Origin of the sequence: Allokutzneria multivorans, assembly GCF_039537405.1 — a bacterium.
In the GTDB taxonomy this organism is placed as follows: Bacteria; Actinomycetota; Actinomycetes; order Mycobacteriales; family Pseudonocardiaceae; genus Allokutzneria; species Allokutzneria multivorans.
The window spans coordinates 80368-98169 of record NZ_BAABAL010000012.1 but is presented as its reverse complement, the minus strand read 5'-3'; the positions used below and the strand labels follow the sequence as shown (position 1 = coordinate 98169).

The 17802-nt window shown below is 65.1% G+C and carries 18 protein-coding genes; 2 read left to right on the top strand and 16 right to left on the bottom strand.

Translation table 11 applies throughout. The annotated features are described in order from the left end of the window. Nucleotides 1–156: 156 nt before the first annotated feature. The 13 genes from ABD798_RS17370 to ABD798_RS17310 all read right to left on the bottom strand — a co-directional run bounded on the left by ABD798_RS17370 (nt 157) and on the right by ABD798_RS17310 (nt 11726). On the bottom strand, nt 157–1731 hold the full coding sequence (locus ABD798_RS17370) for a relaxase/mobilization nuclease domain-containing protein (RefSeq protein ID WP_344875969.1): 1575 nt from the start codon (nt 1729–1731) through the stop codon (nt 157–159). After that, on the bottom strand, nt 1728–2177 hold the full coding sequence (locus ABD798_RS17365; protein WP_344875967.1) for a hypothetical protein: 450 nt from the start codon (nt 2175–2177) through the stop codon (nt 1728–1730). The genes ABD798_RS17370 and ABD798_RS17365 overlap by 4 nt, the downstream gene beginning before the upstream one ends. Nucleotides 2178–2644: 467 nt before the next feature. Further along, nucleotides 2645–3052, bottom strand: coding sequence for an SDR family oxidoreductase (locus tag ABD798_RS17360; protein WP_344875965.1), 408 nt, complete (start codon nt 3050–3052; stop codon nt 2645–2647). A 94-nt stretch (nt 3053–3146) separates the two neighbouring features. Beyond that, nucleotides 3147–4061 (bottom strand): phosphoadenosine phosphosulfate reductase domain-containing protein, encoded by a 915-nt coding sequence (locus ABD798_RS17355; protein ID WP_344875963.1) that lies wholly within the window; start codon nt 4059–4061, stop codon nt 3147–3149. Nucleotides 4062–4156: 95 nt separating this feature from the next. After that, nucleotides 4157–4762 (bottom strand): hypothetical protein, encoded by a 606-nt coding sequence (locus ABD798_RS17350; protein ID WP_344875961.1) that lies wholly within the window; start codon nt 4760–4762, stop codon nt 4157–4159. A gap of 152 nt (nt 4763–4914) precedes the next feature. Continuing rightward, on the bottom strand, nt 4915–5166 hold the full coding sequence (locus ABD798_RS17345) for a hypothetical protein (protein WP_344875959.1): 252 nt from the start codon (nt 5164–5166) through the stop codon (nt 4915–4917). Between the two features lie 158 nt (nt 5167–5324). Beyond that, a complete protein-coding gene (locus ABD798_RS17340) occupies nt 5325–5738 on the bottom strand; it encodes a hypothetical protein (protein ID WP_344875957.1) in 414 nt (137 codons plus the stop codon). A gap of 399 nt (nt 5739–6137) precedes the next feature. Then, on the bottom strand, nt 6138–6869 hold the full coding sequence (locus ABD798_RS17335) for a hypothetical protein (RefSeq protein WP_344875955.1): 732 nt from the start codon (nt 6867–6869) through the stop codon (nt 6138–6140). A gap of 152 nt (nt 6870–7021) precedes the next feature. After that, nucleotides 7022–7609 (bottom strand): hypothetical protein, encoded by a 588-nt coding sequence (locus tag ABD798_RS17330; RefSeq protein ID WP_344875953.1) that lies wholly within the window; start codon nt 7607–7609, stop codon nt 7022–7024. Between the two features lie 697 nt (nt 7610–8306). Further along, entirely contained in the window at nt 8307–8978 is a 672-nt protein-coding gene (locus tag ABD798_RS17325) for a hypothetical protein (RefSeq protein WP_344875951.1), read from the bottom strand. Nucleotides 8979–9546: 568 nt separating this feature from the next. Beyond that, entirely contained in the window at nt 9547–10566 is a 1020-nt protein-coding gene (locus tag ABD798_RS17320) for an adenine nucleotide alpha hydrolase family protein (protein WP_344875949.1), read from the bottom strand. 69 nt (nt 10567–10635) lie between these two features. Continuing rightward, nucleotides 10636–11178, bottom strand: coding sequence for a hypothetical protein (locus ABD798_RS17315; protein ID WP_344875948.1), 543 nt, complete (start codon nt 11176–11178; stop codon nt 10636–10638). Between the two features lie 86 nt (nt 11179–11264). Next, the gene (locus tag ABD798_RS17310; RefSeq protein ID WP_344875946.1) at nt 11265–11726 is read right to left on the bottom strand and encodes a hypothetical protein; all 462 of its coding nucleotides are present in this window, start codon (nt 11724–11726) and stop codon (nt 11265–11267) included. A 733-nt stretch (nt 11727–12459) separates the two neighbouring features. Here ABD798_RS17310 and ABD798_RS17305 point away from each other — a divergent pair. Then, a complete protein-coding gene (locus ABD798_RS17305) occupies nt 12460–12633 on the top strand; it encodes a hypothetical protein (protein ID WP_344875944.1) in 174 nt (57 codons plus the stop codon). A gap of 445 nt (nt 12634–13078) precedes the next feature. On the opposite strand, the gene ABD798_RS17300 is transcribed toward ABD798_RS17305, so the two are convergent. Next, on the bottom strand, nt 13079–14749 hold the full coding sequence (locus ABD798_RS17300) for a DNA cytosine methyltransferase (protein WP_344875942.1): 1671 nt from the start codon (nt 14747–14749) through the stop codon (nt 13079–13081). Nucleotides 14750–15218: 469 nt separating this feature from the next. On the opposite strand from ABD798_RS17300, the gene ABD798_RS17295 reads away from it, so the two are divergent. Continuing rightward, nucleotides 15219–15683 carry a hypothetical protein gene (locus ABD798_RS17295; protein WP_344875940.1) on the top strand — a complete coding sequence of 155 codons (465 nt, stop codon included), beginning with the start codon at nt 15219–15221 and terminating at the stop codon, nt 15681–15683. 240 nt (nt 15684–15923) lie between these two features. Here the strand turns inward: ABD798_RS17295 and ABD798_RS17290 are convergent, their stop codons facing one another. Further along, on the bottom strand, nt 15924–16463 hold the full coding sequence (locus ABD798_RS17290; protein WP_344875938.1) for a hypothetical protein: 540 nt from the start codon (nt 16461–16463) through the stop codon (nt 15924–15926). Nucleotides 16464–16512: 49 nt separating this feature from the next. Beyond that, on the bottom strand, nt 16513–17004 hold the full coding sequence (locus ABD798_RS17285; protein ID WP_344875937.1) for a hypothetical protein: 492 nt from the start codon (nt 17002–17004) through the stop codon (nt 16513–16515). Nucleotides 17005–17802: the final 798 nt, after the last annotated feature.

Genomic DNA, 17802 nt, shown 5'->3' with positions numbered 1-17802 from the left:
GACGAACTGCCCGCGTCGGTTCGGGTACGCGCGCGTGCAACACCAGCATATGCGCGGAAGCGACCCGCCTCCACCAACTCCCGCATCACCGTCCCGAAGCCGTGCGATCGCGACGACGTTCCCGGGCCCGCCCGGCGAAGGCACATGCTGAGCTGCTCACCCCGGCCGCCGCGGGCGCCCCTGGTCAACCACCAGAGCTGGCGCCGACACACCCGCGCGTCGGCGGCCTCCGCCCGCGCGGGGCGGATGAGCGGAGGGCCGCGCCGCTCCCTCCGGCCGCGAGGCGTACCGGGGCAGGGCCTGCGCGACCGAGCGCGAGGCTCGTGCCTGATGCACACGCCCCTTCTGCTGCTGCCACGCGGCGATCTCGGCGACCAACCCCGCCAGCGCCAGCACGAGGGACACCAGCGCTGCTTTCTCCTTGCCTCGACCGGAGAGCGCGCCGAGCACCGCGATGCGACGCGAGGCGACTCGCAGTTCCCGCGCCACCGGCCCGAGCCCTGCGGGCACCACGCGATGCGGCGTGCGTGCCGCCCGGTCATAGCCGGCCGCGCTGGCCGCCAACGGACCGGCGTCACGCCCCTCCCGCGCACGGCTGACACTCCACAGCACCTCGGCGGCGGCATGCACAACACCATCCTGGGACTCCGCGCCGCCGCGCACCGCCTCTGCGGCCCGCTGCACAACCACCTGCGCCTCGCGCAGCACGTCCCGACGCCGCTGCCGAGCCGCCACGTCATCACCACTGTCCGCAGCCGTATCGGCGGGCTCGTCGACAGTGCTCCAGCGCTGGGCAAGCTTCGGCCACGTCAGATCCCGCGCCAGACTGCCACCGGAGAACCGCACCGGACGGCCCGCCGCAGTGAAATCTCCGGGCAGGGACACGGTGTAGCCCACGACCGTCCCGCTGCGATCGGACACTGTCAGCGGCGCGAGCCCCTCGCCCTTGAGCAGGCGAAGAAACTCGGTGCCCTCGCTCGCGCTCGCCGCCGCCTGGGCGACCACCCGCGCCAACTCCTCCCGCGCGGTCTCCGCGCGCTCTGAGCGCTCGGCCTTGCCGATCTCCTGCCGCGTCGGTGTCCGCTTGGCGGTGCGATCCATCTTCGCGGTGGAGTACAACCCGAACTCCTGCTCCAGCGTCTCGCACTCCTTGCGCAGCTTCACCCAATCGCCGTGCGGGTGGTGCCGCTTGCCGGTGTTCTCCGACACGAGCGTGGCCACCAGGTGGATGTGATCGTCCGCGTGACGGACCGCGATCCACCGGCACCCGGCCTGATGAATCCCCGACGCGCGCATCAGGCGCTCGGCGATGTGCTCCCACTGGGCATCGGAAAGCGTCGGGTCGCTGGGGTGTAGGCGCACTGGGCAGTGCCAGACCCAGCCCTGCCGCAGCTGTACCGAATCGGTGCGCTTGTCGTAGGCGTAGTGCTGCAACCAACTTGGCGCCCCGGGGGGAAGCGGCGCTCCGCTGCGAATGTGTTCCGCCCATTCCGGGGTGATCGCTGGAGGATCGCTCTGCGGGAGCCCGGCGTCCATGCTCGGCTGCCGAATGGTGTGGATGAGCTGCCGAAGGTCGAACTGTCCGTCCTGCTGCGGGGGCTGGTGCAACCACGGCGCACCGTCCCAACTCGCCACCACCCGCTGGTTCTGGTGCTCCTCGAACTTCCCCGGGCCGAACAAGTACTTCAGCAGCCCGGCGGGCTTGAAGCCGCGCACTACCTTGGCGATCACGACCTCAACCTCGCGCGCGCCGCGTCCATTGTACGGTCCACGTCACGGATCTGGTCCGCCACCACACCGAGCAACGCCCGCGCCGCGCGGTGCGCCTCCGGAGAGACGGATGCAGCGGTCGCTCGCGCAACCGCGTTGAGTCGATTTCCTAGAGACACCAATGCCTGTCGGCACTGCGCCATCTCTCGGACGAGGCTCACCACCTCCGACCTGCTGGCCAGTGCACCGCGCTGTCCGCGCACCGCCGCCTCATGCGCGACCTGCGCGACCCACGCCCCGGGCTTGCGCTGCTCCCGCGCCGCGGCCACTACGATCTCCGCCCACTCGGTGTGGGTGTAAGAGACCGCAGTGCGGGCTCGGCGCGCGCCTTCGTGTGCGGGGCGCCGATCGCGATAGGACGCCGGCGGGCAGCGACGCTCGGCGTGCTCCTGGCTCTCCTCGCTCATCGCCTGCCCCCTTCCGATCCGGCCTCCCGGCCCGAGGGCACACCGCAATCCTGCGGGCTGCCCGAGGTCAGCTTGCCAGCGCGGGCTGCGCGCTGGCGCGAAAGCTATTAGCTTTTGCCTATCTTGCTCTCCGCTGCGGACGCGCTTCTACCGCACCACGAAGGAACGGTTCTCTTCAAAGGGCTTCATGACGCGTTCACACGCTCGCGACCTGCGCCAGGGCAAGAGCCTGTCGCCGACGGCACCTGGCACTCCGACGGACGTGCCTCTGTAGCAGCGCCAGGGCAGCAAGACCGCGCCTTTGCCCGCCTGACCGCGGCGTTGCTGACCGGCTACGGAGCCTTCAATGCCACCTACAGCGCAATTGGACGGGCTGCGACTCGCCGATCCCGCACGAGACACGAAAGGCCCCACAGCGCGCGTGCGCTGTAGGGCCTCACCCAAGCGGGGCTTGCGACCGATTCGACCTAGCTCGCGAAGTCGGCGTCTCGCGACGCGGTCGGATCAAGGGTGCCGATCAGTTCGTAGATCATCTCCCCGGCCGACTCGAAGTCGTCGGCGATGACGCGCAGGCTTCCCTGCTCATCGTTCGCTTCGTCCAGCGTGGCGCCGATGTGCTCGTTCCAGGCGTCCACGACTTCGAGTACTGCGGAACGAACATCGTCGATCTTCTCCAGGACCAGGGCACGTCGGACGTCAGCCTGGACTGCGATCGCTTCGCCCAACTCCCTCGTGCCTTCGCGCTGCACGGTGTCGGCGAAGCTGCGGGCCGCCTCCACCAGGATTTCCACCAGCGAAACAGCTGTGGAGCTTTCGGCCGTCGACGCGTCTTCGGCTTGCCCGGCGTTGCGCGACTGGTGGCTGTCGTTGTGCATGAGTTTCCCCCATTTCTCGATCTTGGTGATGATGGCAGTGTGCGCCGAGTGCAGCGCATTGCCTTGCGCCAGTCAGTCATCCGCCTGCGGCACACTACGAAATGGACAGCTCGTCGGGTGCTTCGTTTGCGGCCTCGATGATCCTCGCCATCGAGAGGTTCCCCTTGAATGGCTTGCCCATGATGGCCTCGGTCCTGGCATATTCCGCCGCGAGACCGGGGTTGAGGCGAGCGGACTGGACGAGGTCATTGCGGGCCGCAAGCGGACACAAGCGACACGACAGCCGACGCATCCCCCAGTCGTACGCGGCGTGGTAGGGAAGAGCTTGATCGCGGATCGTGCTCCACACGGTTGACTCGTCGAGGTGATGGACGGGAAGCCACGCGTCTACGATCCTCTTGGATCTAGCTGTCATGCGGTGCCGAGTGACGACTTCTTTCCGCGCTCGCAAAGCGGACTCCTCGGCGCGCATACCAAGCGCGTACCCGGCCCGGACGGGGCGGCGCAGGTTCAGTTCACGGCCGACTTCGTCGATGTAGTCGCGACCGACGGTCGTCTTGAGATCGCTCGTGCAGTAGCGAGCGAAGAAGCCCGGCCACTTGCCGTGCGCAAGAATGCGTGCGTACAGACTGGTCCAGCGGCTGCTGCGGCGGATGGCGAACGGGACACCGTAGCGCTCGGCCTGTCGCCGAGCGATGGCGGCGGCGCCTGGCCATTCGATGAGGTAGCCCCCAGGTGTGGAGCCCAGATCGCAGTGCAGCACCCGAACCTTGTGCAGCGCGCCAGCAGAATTAGCTTGGCGGCACACGGTTTCGAGGCAGACGCTGGAGTCTTTACCGCCGGAATGGCCGACGACCACGACGTCCTGTGCATCCCAGTCGAACTCCGCACGCGCCGTGGAGAACAACGCCAGCTGTCCGCCGCATCGCGAAAAACACGGCGCCGGTGGGGAAACTGCCGCAGTAGACACAGGCGACACAGTGCTGTTGGCGGGGCTGATACTTGCCATTGAGGTGATCGTCTTCCTTTGCTGACAAGAGGTTCGGCTGCTGGATAAGGCTGCGAAAGCAGGGAGCCGGTACGCGTCCACCGGTGAGACCCGTCTCAGTCGCACAGCGCCCGAATCACGCGGGGTAGCGCGGCACGCGCTTCGGCGATGACCTCGTCGACGACATCGGTGTAGTCGACAACAACCTCGATGAGGTCATCCGGGTAGGCAGCTGCGGGGCCGAAGGTGACCGAAATGCTCGTGGCGGCAAGCTCGATGTCGGCCTTGCGCACGGAGACTTTGAGCACGCGGTGATCCAGGAGTTCGGCGGCTCGTGCATCGGCACGAGCCTCGCGCTCGGCGAGTTCGCTGGCGACTCCGCGTGAGTAGCCCCGCGCGGACAGGTCCTTGCGGCGTTGGCTGATCGTGTAGCAGGGAACGAAGTAGCGGCCCGCGTTCTGGCGCACCTCGGTGGCGTCGGAAACTCGGGTTTGAGTGAAGTATCCGAGCCAGGAGTCATCCGGATCAGGGTCAGGCTCGGCCGTCACCACGATGGAGAATTCGGGCGCGCGGTCGAGCTGGAGGTGCACCGTGCCGTCCGCCTCGTCGTTGTAGGCCCCGGGGAACGGTGCTCGCGTGGCGTAGTGGAGTGCGAACTGGGACGGGAGCCCGCTTCGCCGAAGCCGACGGTATTGCGCGAGTGCGACTGCTTGCAGGGCCACGTTAGCTCCGAATCCTCGGGCGGTCGCGTCGCGCGGGCCGAAGGGCCATAGGGCTGAAGCGCGCGACCGCTTCTACGGGCTTGATTGCTCGATCTGGGGATGTGCGCCGAGGTTCGACTCGGCGCACATCCGCGCACCGGGCCGTGCTCGGGTCATTCGTCGATGGCGTCCGGGTGCTCTTCTGGGTGGTGGTCGAGCCACGCCTCGACGTCTCGCCAGAGCACCGTGTCGTTGTCGATCTCGGCTCCGGGGTCGCCCTCGACCCACCTGCATTCGCGTCTGCTGAGCGTCACGATGTGGGTGTCTTCGACCCACACACGCACGATGTCCGCGAGCTGTTCAAGCGGAACCGAGAGGCCCTCATCGCTCAGGTACTCAATGGTGAACAACTGGTCGTAGTCCACGAGTCCCTCCGAGTAGAAGTATTGGCAATAAAGGAAGAAGTCGACTAGCCGTGCAACTAGCTGGATGACGTCGCTGCTGTCCGGGTGGTGCCGGAGCGGAGCGCGCCGGAGCGTGAACGTGACGGGTCGGAGGTGTGGTCCGTCCCGTCCCGCCGCGTCTACGAGAAGGGCAATGTGGTTGCTGGATCGAAGTGGCGGAGGACTTTCGGGTGCTGGGCTTCGAACATCATCTGAAGCGCCTCCACGGCGAAGTGGCCCGACTCGTGGAGCTTGGTTCGCGAGAACCGTCCAGCCCGGCCACTCCAGATCCTCTCGCCCGTCGAGCCCATGTGCTGATAGTCGTCGCTGGCGTAACTGGCGTTGGAGACGTGGATGACCGTCGCAAGGGTGGCGGTGTAACCCCATCCCTTGTGGAAGGTCACTCCCAGACGCGCTTGGCGCTGGCTTCCGTCAGACGCGGCGTTTCCGATGTTCCACCGGAAGGCGAGTTCCCGGCCGTCCTGATGCGTGGTCAGCTCGTAGGCGTTCTTTGGGGTGAAGGGCAGTGGCGCGGCTTGATCGTTGCGTGGCAAGTGATCCTCGATTTCTGAGGTTGCAAGCTCAGGCTCATCGGCGGCGCGGCTCTTGAAAGCCTTGGAGTGCAGGCAGATGAGAGATGTGAACCGGACTGAGTCTGGATGCGATCTCGGTACGGGCCAACAATATTGCTGCCATTTAATGACTTCTGGTCGACGATATTGACTGACCTGTTCGTGGTGGCGTTGAGCAGGAGGGAGGTGGGGTAGGAGCGTGCGCCTGTGGTCAACGGGCGGGGTAGGCGTTGTGTCGCAACGAGAACTGTTCGACGACACGGCCGTTCGAGTTGGTGATGACGTACTGGCGCCGATGCTTTCTCGGAGAGACAAGTGGTCGGCGAGGGACGTGCATCGTCGCCTCGCCGACCAGATCGCAGTGGAGTCGTTGGTAGAGCGCTAGTTCTCCGGGGTCGACACGAGAGTCGTCGTGTTGGCGTGGTAGGTCGGATCGACCTCGCGCACGAGCTCGCGGGTCTCGCAGGCAATGGTGCAGAGCAGCGTCACGATCGATTCGGCGCGGACTTGTAGCTGCTCGGTGTCGGCTGCTCCGGCGATGGCGGCGAACGCCCCAATCAGGCCACGTGTGAGGTCGTCGAGCACGTCCAGGACCTTCGCGTATCCCGGTTCGGGGAGGCTCTGCGCAAGCTCGGCCCAGTGGCCTGCGGCGGCCGCGTTCAGTGCACGGGCGAGCGTGGTTCCGCACTCGGTGAGGCTGTGGACGATTTCGCGCGCGAGGACGAATCGTGTCTGGGACTGGGCCGATTCCTGATTCCCGCAGGCATCAGAAGACAAGAGTGCAGCGCGCTCGGAGGCTCCGTTTCGCGCTCGACGGACACTCTCACGGTCGATGCTGCGGACTGCTTCGTCGATGCTTCGGTGCTGGGCGGTGCACCATGTCATCGGCTTCTCAGGAGTGCTGACGAGCACGCCCCACAGCCATTCCGGCTCTGCCAGCGAGATGTCGGGCCTAGGCTTGCCGCCGATCAGCATGATGACCTCGCCGCTGTCGGTGCAGCCTCGGTAGACGACCGTGTCGGCGGCGACGCGCGAGGACCGGTGCAACTCCGCCACGAGCAGGTGCACGGATTGCGGGAGATTGAGGTCATGGTGGATGTTGCTCTGATTCATGGTTTTGCTTTCCTCTCAAGGGATTCGAGGTGGGTAGGGCACGGCGTGAAGCGCGCCGGGTCCGACGGTGAGGTGAACTGGAGTGGAGTGACCGATGCCGCTGAGATTGCGCGCGCGGCTTGATGTCGTGACGGCGCCGCGTTTGGCGGTGCTCAGCCGTCGATGGAGAGTTCGCCCTGACGCACCTTGGCGATGAGCCAGTGGAACTCGGATTCGATGGCGAAATCGCGGATTGCGGCGTCGTAGGTGACCTCGGGCGCGAAGAAGAACCTCGTCACGATCACCCGGTTGTTCGCGGGGGAGGACCGCTTGCTTCGCCGGAGCCCGGCGGCTTGGTCGAGCTGGCTCGTCGAGACCTCGCGCTCGTGCCCGTAGCGCGGCGACCATGCCAACGGCGTCGGGCCGGTCGTGTGCTGGGATTCCGGGGAGAAGGTGCCCTCGATCCAGACAGGCTCGTAGCGATGTAGTGCGCGCAGCTCAGGGACCAGGTGCATGAGGGTGGCTGCGGCCGAGTGCACGTCGTCCCTGATTGCCATCGTCCAGCGGCTGCCGTCCGGTCGTATCGCCACAGCGCACTTCCGGTAGTCGTAGCCCACGATCACGCGCCCGAACGCGCTCGCGATCTCGACGAGCTGGTCGCGGAGGGACGGGTGTGTGCTCGGAGCAAGCGGGGTTGCGGCTGCGCCTTGGCGGCGTAGCGCTCCCGCAAGAGCGTGCGCGTAGAGGCGACGCTCGACCATCGCGCGCCGATCCGGGGCAGCGACTTTCGAGCTAGTTCCGTAGTCCAGTGGCAGGCGGCGTGCCCTCTGTTCCAGCAGGGAAGCCGAATCCTGAAGGCATGCGCACGGCGTATCCAGGGACCACCGCGACCAGCCCGTGCTGTCGCAACGCTGGCAGTCCGATTCCGCGAAGATGCCGAGTCCGACGGCCGTGAACCCCTCTCGGCCACGCTCGTCGAAAAGGGTGCAATCACAATCGCAGTGAACGCCTGGTGCGCTCCCGCATTCACCGCAGAGGAAGGCTATTCGTGCCAAGGGAGTCGGTAGTGAGCTGATCGTCAGTTTTCTAGGCATGCGCATCTCCTCGATGAGATCGCAGGAATCTGCGAGATTGCGGGGGTTGGATGTGGCAACCGTAGTGCGGAATTTGATCTGGTTTGCGTGGTGGCGGCCAGCGTCGTTGCGCTCTCTCGTGGTCTGCCGTGTGGGTCGAATACGGGCTTCATCGCGGCGGCCGGTCCCAGAACTCTGTGCTGGCCGGACATGCGATTCCGGCAGGATGCTCGTCTCTGTATCGAAGATGCTTCGATCGAAGTTTCAGAAAACCTCGTCTGTATGGGATTCTGAGACAGCGGCGACAGTCCACTCGCCGCATCGCGCACCAGTCGGACACCTCGCGGTGGTGAGGGTGTGCGGCGGCGAGTGGCTCTGCCGTTGGTCAGCCTTCGATTGTGAGTTGTCCGCGCCGGATTTTGCTTGTGAGCAGCTCGATGTGGGAGGTGATGGCCTCTGCGAGCCGGTCGGCGTTCTGCGCGATTTCGGGCGGATAGAACAGTCGGGTTGCCATCACAACGTCGGCCTGCGGAAGCTTTGCGCGGTTGATCGAGCGGTGATACTCGGCTCGGTTGAGCTGCTCTGGTGACACGATTCGCTCCCACCCGTAGGTGCGGCCCAGTGGCAGGTGCGTCCACATGATGTGGGTCTCGCCGGGGGCGAACTGGAGCAGAGCTTGCACCCAGACGACTTGGTCGCGAGCATCTCCGATCAACTCCGGGATGTGGCGCGCAATCGTGGCAGCGGCCGAAGTGACGGGGCCTTCGACGGCAAGCGTCCAACGGCTGCCGTCTGGTCGCACGATGGTTGCCCGCTGGCCTTGGTCAAAGCCCGCGATCAGGTCACCGAACGCCGTGGTGACGTCCACCAGGTAGTCGTGTCCGAGGAGGTTCAGTGCTGTCTTCCTCGGTACTGCCTCGATCCCTTGGCGGCGCAGCGCTCCCGCTAGCGCATGGGCGAGATAGCGGCGCTGCACCGTCGCGCGCCGTGATCGCGCACTGGGGTCTACCTCCATTTCTGCGATCGGGGCCAGTGAGCGGGCTCGCTGTTCCAGCACGGACGCGGAGTCCCGCAGACACCAGCACGGGTGGCGTGCAGCTCCAGAGCGCCGACCGGTGCCCTCGCACGTGAGGCAATTGCGTTCGGCGAACACGCCCCTGCCGACCAACTTGAGAGCAACCTCAGTAGGTGGGACGGATACGGTGCAGCTGAAATGGCAGCTATCGCCAGGCTCGCTTTCGCAATCCGGACAATGCAGATCGATGCGCGAAACGGGAATAGGGAGGTCGTCAAGTGTCAATCTTTTGTTCATGAAATCCCCTGGAGTGACGGTCTGCTTGTCGTCAATCTCTCGGATCGACAAATGAAACACTAGGGGAGCTTTTAGTCTCAATTGTCGCGAACGCTGGACTAGAGTGGCAGCTTTGCCGTGTGTTTCTCTGTCCATTGGGCATTGAATCCGGGACGTTGTTTCGGCAGTGCTCCGTGCGGCACCACGGCCCATAGGATCTCGATCGCCGGATACACGATCTCTGAACTCGGCGGAAGTCGGCGGCGCCACGCACGCGTGATCCCGTAGTCATCGGTCTCGACCGAGACGCGCGGCAGCGTGTGCAGATGGGCGATCATGTCCGCGCGGGAACCGGATTTCTCGACTTGGACAGATCGCCATGCCTCTCCCTTGCGGCGGGCTGATCGGCTTGGTCGAACACTCGACGTACCGAGAGCACATCCCAGACCTCGACGCGAGCCAATCGCTCGCGGGCGAGACCCAAGCCAGACAGTGAGTGACGTCGAGCAAGATCGATCGCGGTTTCGCCAGAGCCGAAGGCCCCACAGCGAGGATTGACCGCTAGCGCGGTGTACTCCAGTTCCAGCGTGTCGGCGCACGCCTCGGGGTATTCCGTCCACCGCGCCAGGAGCTCCACACGGCTTCCCGCCGTTGCCTGAAATGGGCAGAAGGTGCAGCACGAGCGCCGGAAATCAATCTTGAAGACGTCCTTGAGGTAGGCGGCGCAGGCTGCTCGGTCCATGCCCCACGCGAGCAGCGGGTACTCGACCCGGCACGGGACCGTTGTGCCTGCGGCGGCCTTGCTCCGGCGGGCGTGGGTGTCCCGGTCAGCACGGTCGAGTTCCTCGGCCGCGAATCCGACAACGTGGGTGTAGCCGGGGAGGAGGTTGTCGTTGACCCACCAGTCGAGCGGGTCGCCTTTTGCACGCTCGCTGCACCACCGTCGCTGGCGGCGAATGCTGGGCATGGTGGCGCCGGTGCGCAATTCGAACGACAACCACCATGGCCCGCGCATCACCATCGTCTCGGTGGTGCGGCTGTCGGAGAGGACGGTGTAGCCGGAGGATTTCCGTTGCCCAGTACGGCTGATCTGGACGTAGCGGACTCCGTGCTCGCGCATCAACGGGAGCACGTACTCCTCCATCTGCTCGCGGGTGTAGTCGTGCTCGTCGCCGGTCATCGCGGTCACGACCACCAGGTCGTCGAGGTCGAAATCGCGGCTGCTGGGGTCGAGCAGCCACCGCACCAGCAAGGCAACGGAGTCAATGCCCATGCCAAGGCTCAACACGACGCTCTGAGGGCCCAGACGTGCTGCTTGGGATGAAGCGGGCAATACGAACAAGGGCAGAGACATAGCGCGTTTCCTTGTGATCACAGAGGAAAGGCAGCCCGGTGACGCGCGTGCGCCACCGGGCTCCGGGGGTCAGCGTGCGGCGGCGAGTTCGCCTGCCCGGTCGAGCAGCTTCGCGGCGACGTCGAGCTGGCCCCCGCAGAAGCGCACGACATCGAGCGCGGTGAGACCCGTGCCCGCGAGGTCGGACTCCGAGATGACCCACGGCGCCCCGAAGCGATCAGGGACCTCTTCCGGTGATCGGAAACTGGTCGCCTCGATGACGTGATGGGCGAGCCCGTGCACGCAGGCCACCCCGAGCCGGACGTCCTCGACGTAGACCGAGGACTCCTCACCGCGGCGGGCACCGGCTTCGATCAGCTTGCGCGCCACCGGGTGCCAGTGGTGCTCGCGTGCCGTGTCGGTGACGCGTCCCGCGAGCACCAGCCGGGCGTAGGCAAGAGCGGCTCGGCGAGGCTGCTCGGCCCACCTACCCAACCCCCGGGCGATGACCGTGGCGACGCTGTCCAGCCGGACCGCGCGACGCCGAACCTGTCGACGCTTCTTGGACGTCGCGGCGTGGAGGACTATGGCGCCAATTCCGAGGCTTGCGAGGATGCCGACTACCAGGACCATCGGGTGCCTCCATCGGGAAAGCGAGCAGGCAAAGAGGGATGCGAGGTGATGGCGGGGCGATGTGCGCCGCCCCGCCGCGCTGCCGGTCAGGTGCGGCATGTGCAGCCGGTCGAGCCGTAGCGCTTATGGCCTGCGACTGACTCGTGCACGGCGCGAGGGGGCTTCTGTGCGGCCACGGCGGCGGCGAAGGACTGCTCGACACGGTCGAGCCAGCGCGCATCCTCCTCGACCGACTCGCTCGTCGGAGGTCGGCAGTCGTCCGTGCAACCGCCCCAAAAGTGCTCCCAGAGCAGAGCGTGCGCCGGTGCCGTGTCGGCTGCGTTTCGCAACACGATGACGATCGCGAGCGCTTCGACGCACGACACCGTCGCGGCGAGTTGAGCAAGGTCTTCGCGCCTTGAGAGAACGGCGGCGTCGGCCCGTGTGATGAGGTCGGCGACGACGGATACTGCAGCGCGAGACGTCGGTGTCCCCAGCAACTGGAGTACCCGACGTGGACCGTCCGATTGATGGCGCAATCGCGCCTTGAGCGCAGACAAAGAGAACATGGATAGGCCTTTCGGGTCTGCAATAGAATGGGTTCGCACGGAAGTGGATCGACAAGCGTGCCAATTCCCCCGTGGGCTTCCTGGCAGGTTCAAGTTAGTAGCATTTTTAATGTGAAGACTTTGGAGGCAAGAATGCTCGTTGAGGCCGTGAAGCGCATCGTTCACGGCGTATGGGGTTGCGTGAGCCGCTGCCGTCTGTCGGCCTAGGTCACTCGATCCGCATGAGGCTGCGACAGTCGTCGTCGCGGTGGACCTCGCCAGCGCAGATCAGGGCCCCGCCGTCGGCGCGTAGCTCGAATCGAGATCGCTCGCGCGCTGTCGAGGTACAGGCACACCACTTACTAAGTTGAGGATCGGGGCCTCCGTCTCCGATGAAGAGTCGGGTCCCGTCAACATGGACTTGGACTCGCGATCCGCTAGCTGTGATGGCCCAGCACGCGAACGGCGGGTTTCCAAGGAGGCGAAGAGATTCACTGAACCATTCGGTCGAATCGCTTTGCTGGCCGTGAGCCTCAGGAACCAGGGGAATCCAACGCTCGCCGTCAAAGAGTTCCCAGTACGCGTCCGGCAACAACGGTTCCCCGGCCAGGATGCCCTTGAGTAGCGCCATGCGCTCATCGCGCCGACACGGAATGCGAGACAAAGTGGTGGCAGCGCCACGGATAGGCGTCGTCGAGTAACCAGGGTCCGGGGTGAACGGTCGCACCAAGCTGTAGCCGTGGTGACGCATGGTGTGAACGAGTTCATCGGTCTCAGCCTCGGTGAAGATCTCGCGCAAGACCCCATCTCGATCAATGGGCATGTCGTTGTGGCGGCACTCAGCGACGAAAGTGTCGAGGTCCGCCGAGGAGAACCTGGAGCTGTCCGAGGGAAAAAATTCGACCTCGCCGTCTCGGCCATCGTGTAGGAGTTCTCCGATAGGCCCCAAAGTTGGGTGCACAAGGGAGGCGCCGAACGCGACGGAGGCGCCCTCCGCGAGGCTCTGGAAAAGCCCGTTTGCGTTGATCCGGTAGGGTGCGTAGAGCTGGGTGTGGGGCCATTCTTCGCCTCCGTGGCCCGTCGATGCGACTGCTGAAATGTCGCTGCTGTTGGTTCTTTCGCTATTAGGCATGGCGTTGCGACTCCTTGCGTGGATTCAGGGGTTGATCGCCTGGCGCGATGTATTGCCCAGAGGGCTATCGTCGCGCCGGATTCGGTTTCGGAAACGACGATAGCCCTGCGTTTAATCTGGGCAGCTCACGTGAACGCTCTCGCAGTGGTGGAGAACTTCTCGTGCTCGATCTTGATGCCTCGATTTAATGGTGTCGTCGACGTTCTTAGAGGCAGCACAGCTGGCCGGGAACGTAGATCATCTAGGCGGAGGTGAGGGTGCTGCTTGGAAGTGCATGGGGCTCCGGCTGGGGGTATCCGAGAGATTCCGCGATACGGGCAATCAGCCATTCTGCGGCGGGCGGCGTGACCGCGTTACCGAGCTGTTTTACTTGCTGGCGGCGGTTCCCGAGAAGGATGTAGCCCTTGTTGAAAGCCATCGCTGCCCGAATCTCGTCGGGGTCGAGCATGCGGAATGTGGAGTCCGCTAGCGCGGGGGGCAGGTTGTCGTGATCCACCGTCGCCCCGGAGGCAGCGACGGAGAAGCGTGCGAAGTTCAGCACGCCTGCCCACCAAGCGGCGTTGCCCGCCGATGCGGCTCCGCCGTCGCGGCCTCGCTGGAGGGGGCCGCGTAGCTCGTCGTGGCGGACCAGCATGTGGTGGTTTCCTTCGGCGGTCACGGTGGCGAGCGGCTCCTGTACCGACCGGACCTTCGTCTTGCATCCCCCGCCGCGCAGACTGGCGACGAAGGCGATGCCGAATCGATCGGTGCCGGTCACCGTGCGCAGCGGGGCGCTGGCAGGGAAGGCCGTCGTTTCGTTGCCGTAGTAGGGGGCGATCAGCGCGGCACCGGGCGGCTGGAGCAGCGCCGTTTCGGCGCGGGTCGTCTGGGTCCGCATCGGCATCGACACCGGTTGCGCGTACTTCCCGTCCCTGCCTTCGCACGGCACGAGCAGTCCCGCCGGAGGCACGGTCAATCCTTCAGTTTCGGTGGTGGTGCGCGTCCGCATGGGAAGGTCCACGGGCATGCAGTCCTCATTCCAGCCGCCGCCCGCCGGAACCAGCATCGCTTTTCCGTGCTGCTTCAGCCCTGTAGTGATCCGCCTCAGAGTCGCTGGTTCGAGCGGCTTCTTCCGGTCCCCGATTCGCTGCCCCAGATTGGACCAGTCGATAGCCTCCATTGCGGGCGCCGTGAATGGCTCGACCTGGGAATTGCGACAGGAAGCCTGTGGGCATCGGTAGATGTACTGAGCGCGGTAGCGGCCCCACCGTGCCCATGGCCACGTCTTTTTCTGCGGTTTGAACGCCTGCATCGCCCGCACGACCTCATCGCAGTTGGGGCAATAAGCTTCCGGGCGCAGCTCGAAATCTGGAGCCTGATTTCCCTTCTTCGTGAAAGCAAAGTAGACCCGGTCGCGAGATTGTGGCGCACGAGGTGTTTTTGCTGATGGGACGTGCATCGAGTTGACAAAGACGATGGTGTAGTCGTAGCCCTCGTTGACCATAGCCGTCAGCCAGGCAGGGAAATCCGTCCAGAACAGGACGTCCACCACGTTCTCCACCACGACGGCTTCGTATCTGTGCACGCTGGTGAACCTCACCACGTCCCACATCGTCGCCCGCGACCGTTCCGCCATCTCATCGGGAAGGACTTCCCCGAACAGATCGGGTTGACGGGCGCGCTTAACCCCCTTGGCCTGACTGTGGTTCGTGCATTCCGGACTGAACCACGCGAGATCGGTGCGACGAAAGTATCGCGGGTTGATCGTGGAGAGGTCAGTGATGGAATGATCGACGTGCGGAAAGTTCGCTGCATGGGTCCTTAGGGCCAGATCGCAGTGGTTGATCGCGTGGGCGCATCGGACGCCGTCGACTGCCTCAGCTCCCTGAGAGCTGCCCCCGGCGCCACTAAAGTGGTCGATAATTTCGAGCATGAGATATCTCCTTGCGAAGGGAGAGATTCGATTGAATGCCGATCGAATTGCACCTTGCCGATCGGCTGGTCGGCGTGCTCGAAATGTATTACGGAGGTTAATCGGGTACTTTGGGGGCGACTGGGTCGAAAAGTGCTCCAATGTTGAAAGATGCGCGGCCTGTACTTGGGTTCTGTCTAGGAGAACGTCGGCTGATTTGCGTGATTTCCGACGCGCGGTCCACTTTGAGGTCGTCGCCCCGCATGAGAGGACCGCGTTCGGCTCGCTCGCGGTGGTGCCGAGTCCGCTGCATGCGCGTGGCGCGATGGCGCTGGAGGAGTTCGGCGTTCGCCGTTGACGTCGGGGCCTGGCCGAGGTCGCGCAGACCCGGTCTCTGCGGCCGAGACATCAACCGCTCCAGTCATCGCCACACCATTTGTGCAGGTCAGCGGCGGCGGCGCAGTAGCCGCACGGTGCCTACCATCGGGGTATGGGGGAAAAACGACACCGAACAGCGATCGAACAAGCTGCCGTCGACGAGCTACAACCAATGGTGAAGACGCTCGCGGCGATCGTCGAAGCCGAGAAAGCCGCCGCCGAAGCGCCCGCGCTCCTGGCAGACGCGGAGCGCCAGGCACAAGAAATCAAGGCTGCGGCTCGCGCCACGAACGCGCGACGGCTAGGACACTGGCAGGACTGCTGGCGCGCCTGCATCCAGGCCGGCTGGAAACCGGACCAGCTGCTCGGCGAACGCCTGGGCCTTCAACGCCCACCGATGGCGGGCCGCAAACCCCGTGCTGCCAAGCACAATGCCAAGCCACCCCAACACGACGTCGCTGACACAACGCCGACCGCCCAGAACCCCGACACGGCCGGTTCGAGGTCGGACCGTCCCACGCTCCCCGCTACCCCAGCGCTTCGCGCCTCTGAACTTGAACTACCGGGGGCGCCCTGATGCCAGCGGACGTTCGGGCGGCCGTGGGCGGCTCGGCTTCCACCGCTGAGCCAGGAAGGCCGCGGCCGATGTTCCGTTGTTGGCAACGCGGTGGAGGGCCGCTGGCGCCTTCGCGGCCGTGATGACATTGCAGTGAAACGAAATCCTCGGCTTCGCCAGCAGTCGCCTAGTCGGAGTCTGCTGGCGCGGCCAACGGCCTCATTGCGCAGTCGCGCCAGCGCAGCCTGCCAGGTTTCAGCTTCAGCGCACCCGCGCCTGAGCATGCTCGATCACCACGCGCAGCGCGGGCATGTAGAACCCCGTGAGCCGAGCCGGCGGGGAGCCGACAAACTCGAACTCCAGCGTCTCGACGCCCGGACACCGCATTGATGTGATGGTGTCGAAGTCGAACTGTCGCCAGGCACCGGGACCAGTACTGGTCGCAACCTGACACCAAAACCGCCGGTCGGTCACGACGAGCTGCAGCATCGGCGCGCTATGCCACCTGGGTTCCATGGCCTTGCGCGCCCGGCGGTCGCGCAACCACCTGCCCGCCAGGAAACCAGCAACGGCGGGAAGCCCACCGATGATCACCGCTGGTTCGTTCCCGTGGACCAGGTTGAGCGCGCCGAAGCGCTCGTAGGTCATGGGCTTGGCTAGCCGCTGCGTGTCCAGGACCGCGCGCTCGCCGTGGGCGCGGTCGGGAAGGAACGTGTCGAAGACCTCGATGCCCTTCCCGGACCGAGACAGTGCGACCCGTAGGCGGTTCGCGAAGTCAACGCTCGCCAATATCGAACTCACACCGGCCCCCTGACCCAGCCGAACCGTAGTTTGGCGCGGATTGGTCAGCCTATCGTGTTGAACTCGATGCGTGGAGCCGCTTCGTGCGGTCGCAATCACCCGCGGGGTGTGTCGTTGCCGCGCCGCGTTGCTTGGCGCTCTCGGGGCGCGGGTGAACACCTGACCAGGTCAGCTCAGCATCGGTACCATCGATGTTGGGAGAGAGGGAACCCGTTGCTGGGGGACCTTGATGAGCACCGTCACCGAGCCAGTGTTTGTCAAGCGCAAAGCCCAGTGCTGTGGTGTCGTCGCCTTGGTTACCCATGCCAGCTGGGGAAGCGGACTGACAACCGCGCAAACCTTGGCCGCGGCCGTGCAGCACGTCGCTGGCGCTGCGCGCGCTACCACATTGCATTTGGCGGAGCTTGCCGCCTCCACCGTTGCGACCGACCTTGATGTCTCCGCCGCGGTCCGTCGCCTTGTCGACCGCGGCCTCGTTGCCCTCATCTGCGCGATCAATGATCTGGTCGGTGATGACGTCGCCGATTTTCGGCCAGGTCACGCTGGACTGTTCTCTCTCAAGGCGTGGCGTTGCTTGCTCGACGGCAACCTCATGGTGTCGATCTACATCACCCTGTCGGCCCGGTCGCTCCTTGAAGCAAGCGTGGACCACCGCGCCAAGGGCTCGGCCGTCAACGGCGCGCCCGCTGAAGCGACCGCCCCCAGCCCATCGCCGCCCAATGCAGCTGAACCTGCCTTGAACAACTGGAGTCGGGCTCTGGTGCGCGCCGTCGTAGGTGCGGGGATGGGCGTCCGCTCGGTCTCGCCAGCGCCTCCCTCCTGGACAGGAGGTCGATCCCTCGGCGGCACGTTGGCCGTAGGTTCACGGTTCGACCAAGGGGTGCTACTCGACGCTGCGCCAGCCTGTTGGGCATCCAGAGCGGCCGGTTCCTCCGACCAGATGAAGTTGCTGGGGTCGTTGCCGTCCTCGTGTCGTCAGCTGCGAGGGGCGTCGCAGCTGACGGCGGTCCGCTTACAGACCGTTACCAGTTACAGATTGCCTGGAGTTTCCCCGCAAGCCAGACCGGCGCAGTTGTGGCGCGCTGCATCCAGAACGCGGGACGGAACGCCGGATCAATGCTGCTGTGACGTGTTGCAGGACAAAAGAGGGTGCGGAGCCCCGCTGTGGCGCGCGCGAGGACGACGAAGAGATCGCCGTGTATCGAGCAAGTATGGGCGCCAGAGTCGGTTCACGGATGACGTTTCTCGGAGTAGCGCAATGAGCGCAATGGTCACCTCCTCAAATGTGCGCTTCTTCTGTGGCAGTCATCGTGATCGAAATTTGGAAGAGTATGACCAG